The following is a 10068-nucleotide window of genomic DNA, read 5'->3' as shown; positions in this document are numbered from 1 at the left end:
ATCCGTACTGAACATATTATACATTATTTTCAGTATAGTTGAGCTTATTATTGACTAGAGTCATGCTCTAGCGCTTAGGTCTCATGCTCAACTACCCGCCCAGCTATCCCGATCCCACTGTTGTGGACATCTACCACGGGCAGCCGGTGCCGGATCCCTACCGCTGGCTGGAGGATCTGGATTCGGAGCAGACGCGGGCCTGGATTGAGGCGCAAAACCACCTTACCTTTAACTACTTGCAGCAGATCCCAGCCCGGCAGCGGATCCGAGAACGCCTGACCCAGCTCTGGAACTATGAAAAATACAGCCAGCCCTTCAAAGAAGGGGGCCGCTACTTCTACTTCAAAAACGACGGCCTGCAAAACCAAAGTGTTCTCTATACCCAAGAAAGTCTAGAGGGCCAGGCGCGGGTTTTGCTGGATCCCAACACCTTCTCGGAAGACGGCACGGTGGCTCTAGCGGGCATTGCCATCAGCCGTGATGGGCGGTATCTGGCCTATGGTCTCTCCCGCTCCGGCTCCGACTGGCAAGAATGGAAGGTGCGGGACATCGAAACCGGCGAGGATTTGCCGGATCACCTCCGCTGGGTCAAGTTTTCCGGGGCGAGCTGGACGCTGGATGGGCAAGGATTTTTCTACAGCCGCTACGACGAACCGGCCCCCGGCAGCGAATACGAAAGCGCCAACTACTTCCAGAAGCTCTACTACCACCGCCTGGGCACCTCCCAGTCAGAAGATGTTTTGGTCTATCACCGCCCCGACCAAAAAGAGTGGGGCTTTGCCGGCGGGGTTACTGAAGATGGGAATTACCTCATCATCTCCGTCTGGCGGGGCACGGATCCCAAAAACCTCATCTTCTACAAAGACTTGCGGGATCCCCAGTCTCCTGTAGTAGAGCTCATCCGCGAGTTTGAGGCCGAATACAGCTTCGTGGGCAACGACGGATCCCGCTTTTGGCTGTTGACGGACTGCCAAGCTCCTCGGCGGCGACTGGTGGCCATCGACTTGGAGCAGCCTGACCGGGTGCAGGAGGTGATCCCTGAGGCGGAGGAGACCCTGCAGGGGGTTAGCTTGATCAACAATCAGTTTGTGGCCTTCTACCTCAAAGACGCCCACACCCAGATCAAGACCTTTGCTTTAGACGGTAGCTACCTAGGAGAAATTCCGCTGCCCGGGCTGGGATCCGCCAGCGGCTTTGGCGGCAAGCGCTACGACACCGAGACCTTCTACACCTTCACCAGCTTCACTACCCCGCCCACCATCTACCGCTACGATTTCACCAGCGGCACCAGCACCCTGTTCCGTCAGCCCCAGGTGGATTTCAATCCCCAGGCCTACGAGGTGCAGCAGGTGTCTTACACCAGCAAAGACGGCACCCGCATCCCCATGTTTCTCGTCCACCGCCGTGGCCTGACTCGGACAGGGGATCACCCCACCCTGCTGTATGGCTACGGTGGCTTTGGCATCTCACTTACCCCCAGCTTTTCAGTGGGTCTGGTGGCCTGGCTGGAAATGGGCGGTGTCTATGCCCAGCCAAGTTTGCGCGGCGGCGGCGAGTACGGAGAAGAGTGGCACCAGGCGGGCACCAAGCTCAACAAGCAAAAGGTGTTCGACGACTTTATTGCCGCTGCCGAGTGGCTGATAGCCCATGGCTACACCAACCCCGCCAAGTTGGCCATCTCCGGCGGCAGCAACGGCGGCCTGCTGGTGGGGGCCTGCCTAGTTCAGAGGCCGGAGCTGTTTGCAGCGGCCCTGCCGGCAGTGGGGGTGTTCGACATGCTGCGCTTTCATAAGTTCACCATCGGCTGGGCCTGGATCTCGGAGTACGGATCCCCGGAGAACCCGGAGGAATTCAAGGCCCTCTACGCCTATTCCCCTCTGCACAACCTCAAGCCCGGCACTGCCTATCCCGCCACCCTGATCACCACCGCAGATCACGACGACCGGGTGGTGCCCGCCCACAGCTTCAAGTTTGCCGCTGCCCTGCAGGCAGCCCAGGGGGGATCCCAGCCCATCCTCATCCGCATCGACACCAAGGCAGGGCACGGGGCCGGCAAGCCCACCAGCAAGCTGATTGAGGAAGCTGCCGACCGCTGGGCCTTTTTGGTGCAGGTGCTAGGGATCCCCTGGGACGGAACGGGAAGTTAGCGAGCTCTAGGACCCAGGCCCACCCGACCGGCATAAACTGCCGCTTCCCCCAGCTCGTCTTCGATGCGCAGCAGTTGGTTGTACTTGGCAATGCGCTCGCTGCGGCAGAGGGATCCGGTTTTGATCTGCCCGGCACGGGTGGCCACCGCCAAGTCGGCAATGGTGGTGTCTTCCGTCTCGCCAGAGCGGTGGCTGATGATGGTGCGAAAGCCGGCTTGAACTGCCAATTGGATGGCCGAGACAGTCTCCGTCAGGGTGCCGATTTGGTTGGGCTTGATCAAAATGGCGTTGGCGGCGGCGCTGTCGATGCCCTTTTGCAGGCGGGTCAGGTTGGTTACAAACAGGTCATCTCCCACCAGCTGTACCCGGGATCCCAGTTGAGCGGTCATGGCTTGCCAACCGGCCCAGTCTTCTTCCGCTAGCCCATCTTCAATGGAAAGGATGGGATAGTTGGCCAGCAGTTGCTGGTAGTAAGCCACCATCTCAGCCGCGCTGCGGGCTTTGCCCTCAAAGTGATATTGCCCATCCTGCAGCAGCTCGTTGGCGGCCACATCCAAGGCCAAGGCGATATCTGCTCCCGGTTTGTAGCCTGCCTGTTCAATAGCCGTCATCAGCAGATCCAAAGCCGCCGCATTGGAGTCGAGATCAGGAGCAAACCCCCCTTCATCCCCCACACCGGTGGACAGCCCCTTCTGCTGCAGCACTTGTTTTAGTACCGCAAACACCTCAGCCCCGTAGCGCAGCGCCTCGCGAAAGCTGGCCGCTCCAATGGGCACAAGCATAAATTCTTGAATATCGACGTTGTTGTCGGCGTGGGCGCCGCCGTTGAGCACGTTCATCAGCGGCACCGGCAGCAGGTTGGCAAAAGGCCCCCCCAGGTATTTGTAAAGAGGCAAGCCCACTGCTTCCGCAGCCGCTTTGGCTGTCGCCAGAGAAACTGCCAAAATAGCGTTGGCCCCCAGGCGGGACTTGTTGGGGGTGCCGTCCAGGTCGATCAGCAACTGGTCAATACGGGCTTGGTTGAGGGCATCTTCTCCCTGCAGCTCCGACTGGATGGGGCCAAGGATGTTTTCCACCGCCCTCAGCACACCCTTACCGCCGTAGCGTTTGGGATCCCCATCCCGCAGCTCATGGGCCTCGAAGGTACCGGTCGAGGCACCGCTGGGAACCTGCGCCAAGCCCGTTGCTCCATTGGCTAGACCCACCAGGGCTTCTAGGGTGGGACGCCCTCGCGAGTCGAGGATCTCATGGGCGGTAATCCACTCGATGGCTGTTTCCACAGTTACACCTCAGCAATTGGCTAGATAGCTCTGGCCAAAGCCAGATCCCCCCATAGACTAGTAGGTTTTTGCCCGCGATCCGGTCAGCTTCCAGAAAACTTTAAGTCTGTCCTTCGGGCACAGAGATTCTTCAAGGCTGCAGCAGTAGATTGAACATAGGCCGGCCAGAGCTTCAACCAACCATCGAGCGGGGTTTGCCTGGGCAAGGTGCTGCTCAGGAAGTGTTCTCCTCTTCCTTCTAGGCAAAGCGATGGCTCAGCCGCATCGGGTCGTGTACGGTGATCTTCTTCTTGTGAATGGAGATGTACTTCTTCTTGCGCAGCTCTCCCAACAGGCGGGTGATGGTGACGCGGGTTGAGCCAATGGCTTCGGCAATGGCCTGGTGAGACAGCTTGAGATCAATGGTGACCCCATCCGGGCCAGGCACTCCGAAATCGCGACAGAGGATCAACAAAAAGCTGACCAGACGGGATCCCATGTCGCGATGAGCCAGTGTCTCGATCATCATCTCCGTTTGCAAAATGCGGGACGACAGGCTTTTAACCAGCAACATGGCCAGTTCGGCGTTCTCCTGTAGGGATTTTTCCACCTGCTCGATCGGCAGAGAGAGCAACTCAGTAGGCGTAAAAGCCACCGAGTGATAAAAGCGATCAGAGCGCTGTCCTGTGATAAAGGAGAGCACGCCGAAGATGCTGTTTTCGCGTAGGAGGGCGACGGTGATTTCCTCCCCCATTTCGTAGACCCGCGAGAGCTTAACGGCTCCCTTCACCAAAAAGTAAACCCGCTCCGCCGGATCCCCTGGAAAAAAAATGGTCTTCCCGCGCTCAAACGTTTCGATAACCGGAGGATGGTGAGGGCCTCCCAATTGCTTGAAGGCTGTGATCAGAGATTTTTCCGCTACGGCCACCGCCATACTCATCAACCTTTTAAGGTCAGTTTATACCTAAGATCAACCTACTAAGATCAATCTAGAAGCATTAGGCTAGGTTGCAACCCATTGACTTCAGAATCTATGACGATACCAAGATTTACCCTAAAGTAGAAGGTTCTGCCTAGGTATCTTTGTAGCACGCGCTACGTTTTTAAGTCTCGTTGCTGCTCTCCAGCCAAAGGCAGAGGTTAGGATAGGAGCCATTGTCGCTGGGGGTTGCGTCGGCCCTTGGCGGTAGAGAGTGGAGTGGGTTGGAACATTCTATCTATCTATCTATCTATGGGGAGCCCGGAGGCTGTTGTTGCTGAACCTTCTCGGCTGAGCCGCCAGCATTTCACGGTGCGGATGCCGGATCCGGCCAATCACCTCCTGGAGGTGGAGCTGCTGCTCCGAGAGGTGGAGCCAAAGATGCCTTTGCGGCTGCGGCTGCCGGTGTGGACGCCGGGATCCTACTTGGTGCGGGAGTATGCCCGTCATGTGCAGGAGTTTCAGGCGGCAACTGAGCAAGGGATCCCTTTGGCCTGGCGGAAGGTGGACAAGAACACCTGGCAGATCGATCCGCCGGGCTGTTCTGCCGTGAAGGTGTGCTACCGGGTCTATGCCTATGAGCTGACGGTGCGCACAAACCATCTGGATTTGACCCACGCCTATTTCAACGGGGCAGCGCTGTTTCTCTACGTGCCCGGTCGCGAGCGGGAACCTTACACCTTGACGGTGATCCCCCCCAAGCCCGATTGGCGCATCGCCACCAGTTTGCGGCCTTTGATCTCCTCTTCTGGGGATCCCGCTTCCGGCCAGTCTTTTGTGGCAGAGGACTATGACGAGCTGGTGGATAGCCCGGTGGAGGTGGGCCTGCATCGGATGCAATCGTTTGAGGTGGAAGGGATCCCCCATTACTTTGTGGTTTGGGGGGCGGGCACTCTGGATGTGGAGCGGGCTGTCGCTGATGCTAAGGCGATTGTCAAAACCACAGCCGCGTTTTTCGGTGGGCTACCCTACGACCGCTACTGGTTCATTGTGCATTTGTCGCCGGGAGGATTTGGTGGCCTTGAGCACAAGTACAGCACCACCCTTCTTTACTCTGGGCTGGAGCTGCATCAGCCGGAGTCCTATCGGCGCTTTTTGTCTTTGCTGGCCCACGAGTTGTTTCATGCCTGGAATGTCAAGCGTCTGCGTCCGCTGGCATTGGAAAAGATCGACTACAACCAAGAAAACTATCTGGAATGCCTGTGGTTTTGTGAGGGAGCGACCAGCTACTACGAAAATGTCATCTTGTTGAGGGCAGGGATCCTCAGTGCCGGCGATTTCTTGAAGATTCTTTCCGAACAGATTGGCCGCTTGCAGCGTACTCCGGGCCGGGCTGTGCAATCGCTGCGGGAGTCCAGCTTCGATACCTGGATCAAACTCTACCGCCCCCACGAAAACACCCTCAACAGCCAGGTTTCTTATTACTTAAAAGGGGCTTTGGTCTGTTGGCTGCTGGATCTGCACATCCGTCACCTTTCCGGCGGTCAGGGATCCCTGGATACGGCTTTGCAGGATCTGTGGCAGCGCTTTGGTCGGTCAGGGAAGGGCTACAGCGACCAAGACTTGCGGGAGGCGTTTGAGCGGGCAGCCGGTGCCGATCTTGGCCGGTTTTTCGCAGCCTATGTGGACGGCACGGAAGAGCTAGACTACAACGCCTACCTCCACCCCTTTGGCCTCACCCTCAAGGTTCACTTCAGCCGACCCAACCTTCCCCCCTACCTGGGCCTCAACTTCAACGGCGAAGGCAATCGCATCAGCGCAGTAGAGATGGGATCCCCGGCGCAAAAAGCGGGCATCTGGGCCGGCGATGAGCTGGTGGCCCTGGATGGGTTCAGGGTGAGCGCTGCCAACTTGGCGGAACGCTTGACGGCCTATCAGCCCCACCAGATCATTTGTTTGAGCGTTTTTCAAGCCGATCAGTTGAAACATTTCTGGATCCCGTTGGATCCCCCTCGGCCCGATGTCTACACGTTGGAGGTGTTGCCTGAACTGACTCCTGCTCAAGAAGCCCTTCAGCAAGGCTGGCTGGGATCCCTCATTCGCACCTAGCTTCTCTGCGGTCAGGGGCAAGCCCCCTCCACTTGAAAATTCGCTCACCTCCCCCTATCATGTTGAGACAAGCGGGTAGTCTAGTCAACTCAAGCCAAAGGTAACGACAACAAAGATCGGGACTAAATCCAATGGATTTAATTTTAGCTTTGTTAGTTGGAATAGCCATCGGCATCTTGATAGGAGTTAGGCTTAGGTCAGGGAGCTTGATAGGAGTTAGGCTTAGGTCAGGGAGATGGAAGCGAGAAACTACAAAAGTTATCTCCTCATCTACAGGTATGTCTCAACGTGACAGGCATCCGAATGAACAGAGAACCATCTTGGCCAGCCGAGTGGAAAGAGCGGAAGACATTCATCAGGAACTACAGCCTAATCTTCAAAGGCTTGAGCTTCCTCGAGCGACAAATCAAGCAGTAAGTTGGGACTCACAAGAAGTTGCTGTTGTCAAAGCGCTTGAGGAAAGTTCCCAGGAAGTCATTGATCATATCAGCCGTGATCGTGATAAGTTGAGGTTAGCTTTATTTCTGTGGTCTAAAGGAATAAGAATTAAAAGCTTGGAAACCAAGGAAGCAAGTAGGGTTGGTAGCAAACTGAACAGCAAGCTAAATCAGATATCCAACTTTATGGGAGATAGATATTATTCAATTAGAAAACTCTACAAGTCGATAAAGTCAAACATGAACGAAGGAGAGGCTTTCTCCCTGATTCTGAAAGACGAGCCAAACCAGGTAGTATCAGATAGTTGCCAACTTGCGAATATGCTCTGTAGTATCGCCTTCTTGGAGGAGTACCATTATTTGAAGTCTCCTAGATTTATTTTAGAAGCAAAGCCGAGCAGAGACCCAAATGCATTGAACTTTCTATCAGGAGGATGGCTGGAGCGATATGTCAAAGAAAAGCTAGTAAAGATTGCCAGTCAGCAAGGCAAAAAGATCAGTTTTTCTTACATCATGAATACTCAAGTTACTTTGCCGAATGGAAATGATTTTGAAATAGATTTATTCTTTTATGTCAATGATAAGTTTTACTGGGTAGAATCCAAAACGGGTGATTATTATGAAAGTATAGACAAGTACTCTTGGTTGGCTTCCAGGCTTGGTCTTCAGCAGAATCAGGCTTTTGTAGTCTTGACTGATGTTGATCAGGATAAGAAAATTAGCCTGTCTTCCAGTTATAAGCTGTCAGTAATCGGCGTTGACGATGTTGAGCCGACCTTTATCAAAATTCTGAAAAGTCATGTCCGAAAGAGCACCTGACAAAAGCTAGCTAGGCTACAATCTTGACAGCTTGTTCCATACACCACCAGGGATCCTCGGCAAAAGCTGGCATGGGAGTGCTGCCTGCTTTGCCCAGAATGGCCAGCCGGACTTCCCGATCCAGGCGGGATCCGGCCCCGTAGGGATCTTCTGAGGGAGGTTCCAGCCGTTGCCCCAGAGGGGGCATCACCATAATGCCTGGCTGCATGCTGGTGCTGCTGACCCAGATTTTGAAGCGATCCACCGCTACGTCTGTTCCTTCTGGCAGCTGCATCTGCAGCAGGTAGCGGGGGCCAGAGCCAATCAGCAGGCTCTCGTTGGGGCGTAAACGGGCAGGCAGATCTGGTTGATAGGGGTAAACCAAATCCACGCTGTACCGCCGCTCGTCAAAGACGGTGACATAGACATGCACTGGAGTGGGGGCTCTGTTTCTCAAGGCAATGGCCAGGTTGCGGCCTGCTTGGATTTGCACTTTCCCTTGGGGATCCCGCGGCAGGGGGCTCACTTCGGCAGGGGCAGAGCTGCTGGCCGGGGTTTCCAGTTGGAGAAATTCCACTTCCAAGATGCTGCTCAGCGCATCGCTGGCAGGTTGCAGGTTCAAAAGATTACCAAAAGCAGCCACGTGCTCCAACAGCCGCACCAGCTTGCGAGGCAGGGCCAGTAGCTTCTTCACCGGGATCCGGAAGGCCGCCAGAGCCACCTCTTCCCCCCGCCGGTAAAAGTGATAAGTGGCATCGGGCAACAGCTCTACCCGCAAGTCCGCTGCTTCCGGGTCTGTGTAGGTCAGAAGTGGTGAGGCCGGCAAGGCCGCCAGCAAATCGGCAACGGGCATTTGCACTTGACTGGGATCCGCACAGGTGAAAGCCACCCGCAACGGCTGGAATCGGATAGAGGACATGGGGAAAACCTGGAACGGAGTCTGCCGTATTCTCCTGCTCTGAGGTTGCCAGGCAAGCAAGCCAAGCTCTATATTACCTGCTCATTACCTGCTCAGTTCTCTCGACTGGGCTGTGGCCAAGTCAGCTCTCGGCCAACAGACTCCCAACAGGCCATAGCTCCGTAATCAAACTTAACACCAAAGGCAAATGGAACCATTGGGAAACCATCTCGGATCCCATCTGCAAATGATCTCTTGATGGTCTATTCTTGATCCTGTTGTCGGGTTTGCGGCTGGAGTGGAGCCCACCTCTCCTCTTTCTAGACTGATCTACGGAGAACCATGTTTAGCAAAGCTTTTTCTGTTCAGAAGGTGTTTGTGCCAGCGCGTCGTCGGTTGCTTGTCCTGCTGTTGGCTGTGTTGATGGCTGGGTTTGGCTGGGGTCTGGCTCCAGTGTTTGCAGCTAAGGATATTCCTGCGGTGGCTCTGTCGCCAACCGAGTCCATTACCTTTACCGAGGCCCAGTTGGCCAAAGGGAAGAAGTTATTCAACACCGCGTGCGCCCAGTGCCATGTGGGCGGTCAGACCTATCCCAACCCAGACGTAAGCTTGAAGCTTTCGGATCTGGAGGGGGCAACTCCCCCACGGGATAATGTGCTGGCAATCGTGGACTACATCAAGAATCCGGTCACCTATGACGGGGTGGAGTCTCTGTTGGAGTATCACCCCAACACCCAGCTCACCAGTGAGTATCCCCGTCTGCGCAACCTCACCGACGAGGATCTGAAGCTGATTGCGGGCTACATTCTGGTGCAGGCCAAGACTGTTCCCGGCTGGGGCGGTACCAAGAACGAAAGCCACAGCGACCTATCAGCCTATCTCTAATGCCGCATCTGGATCAGAAGTTGCCTATGAGATGTCGGATCCCGTCTCGCCTGTGGGCCTGGGTCGGGATCCTAGCTTTGTTGTGGCTGGGGCTGGCCAGTCCGGTGGCGGCTCGCATTCATCCTTACCAAGAAAACTGGGTTTAGGGAACTGCCCCGCAAGGGGGAATGCCTGGGGAGATGAGCACCGCTGTCGTAGAGGGGCAGCCCAACACGGTAAGTGCTGTCGCAGAGCCAGGAACCAGAATCTCCTGCCTTTGGGCAGGGGAGTATGTCAAGGATGTCAAAAATCGTTTTCAGTCCGCCTGCTCGAATTGTCATGTGGGCGGTGCCACCTTGTCGGCTCCCAACATTTCCCTCTCTTTGAAGGACTTGCGCGGTTCTACTCCACCCCGAGATACCCTTCAAGCCTTGATGAAGTACCAGCGGGATCCCGGCAGCTACGATGGCTCGGATTCCAGCTATGGATGCCGACCTGTACCCCCTTCCTGGATGGACGACGAAGCCGTAAACTACCCGGCTCCGACCGCTAAGCGGTACGGAGCGAGCTTTCAGTAGCCCTGAGCCTGTTCTGCTCTACCAGAGAACAAAACAAGCCCGGACCTCTAGGCTGGTTT

At 55.7% G+C, this 10068-nt stretch carries 8 protein-coding genes; 5 read left to right on the top strand and 3 right to left on the bottom strand.

Features of this window, described 5'->3' with window-relative positions:
- Positions 1-83 precede the first annotated feature (83 nt).
- Complete coding sequence (locus NW839_RS05520; RefSeq protein WP_414350238.1) at positions 84-2147, top strand: prolyl oligopeptidase family serine peptidase; 2064 nt, start codon at positions 84-86, stop codon at positions 2145-2147.
- Here the strand turns inward: NW839_RS05520 and eno are convergent.
- On the bottom strand, positions 2144-3427 hold the full coding sequence (gene eno / locus NW839_RS05515; protein ID WP_414350239.1) for a phosphopyruvate hydratase: 1284 nt from the start codon (positions 3425-3427) through the stop codon (positions 2144-2146). The genes NW839_RS05520 and eno overlap by 4 nt on opposite strands.
- Before the next feature lie 238 nt (positions 3428-3665).
- Positions 3666-4340, bottom strand: coding sequence for a global nitrogen regulator NtcA (gene ntcA / locus NW839_RS05510; RefSeq protein ID WP_011434093.1), 675 nt, complete (start codon positions 4338-4340; stop codon positions 3666-3668).
- Between the two features lie 297 nt (positions 4341-4637).
- Here ntcA and NW839_RS05505 point away from each other — a divergent pair, with 297 nt between their 5' ends.
- Entirely contained in the window at positions 4638-6434 is a 1797-nt protein-coding gene (locus NW839_RS05505; RefSeq protein WP_414350240.1) for a M61 family metallopeptidase, read from the top strand.
- A gap of 320 nt (positions 6435-6754) precedes the next feature.
- Positions 6755-7690, top strand: a complete 936-nt coding sequence (locus NW839_RS05500; protein WP_414380498.1) for a hypothetical protein — start codon at positions 6755-6757, stop codon at positions 7688-7690.
- A gap of 10 nt (positions 7691-7700) precedes the next feature.
- Here NW839_RS05500 and NW839_RS05495 read toward each other — a convergent pair whose 3' ends face one another.
- Positions 7701-8588, bottom strand: coding sequence for a hypothetical protein (locus NW839_RS05495; protein ID WP_414343577.1), 888 nt, complete (start codon positions 8586-8588; stop codon positions 7701-7703).
- A gap of 321 nt (positions 8589-8909) precedes the next feature.
- Between NW839_RS05495 and psbV the strand changes: the two genes are divergently transcribed.
- Together psbV and NW839_RS05485 are read left to right on the top strand one after the other, a co-directional pair.
- A complete protein-coding gene (psbV, locus tag NW839_RS05490; RefSeq protein WP_414350243.1) occupies positions 8910-9452 on the top strand; it encodes a photosystem II cytochrome c-550 in 543 nt (180 codons plus the stop codon).
- A gap of 179 nt (positions 9453-9631) precedes the next feature.
- A complete protein-coding gene (locus NW839_RS05485) occupies positions 9632-10009 on the top strand; it encodes a hypothetical protein (RefSeq protein ID WP_414350245.1) in 378 nt (125 codons plus the stop codon).
- The last annotated feature ends 59 nt before the right edge of the window (positions 10010-10068 follow it).

The sequence above is a fragment of the Synechococcus sp. R5-15 genome (assembly GCF_047462035.1).
Taxonomy (GTDB): domain Bacteria; phylum Cyanobacteriota; class Cyanobacteriia; order Thermostichales; family Thermostichaceae; genus Thermostichus.
Note: the sequence above shows the minus strand (reverse complement) of the source record. Positions and strands in the feature narration are given on the sequence as shown.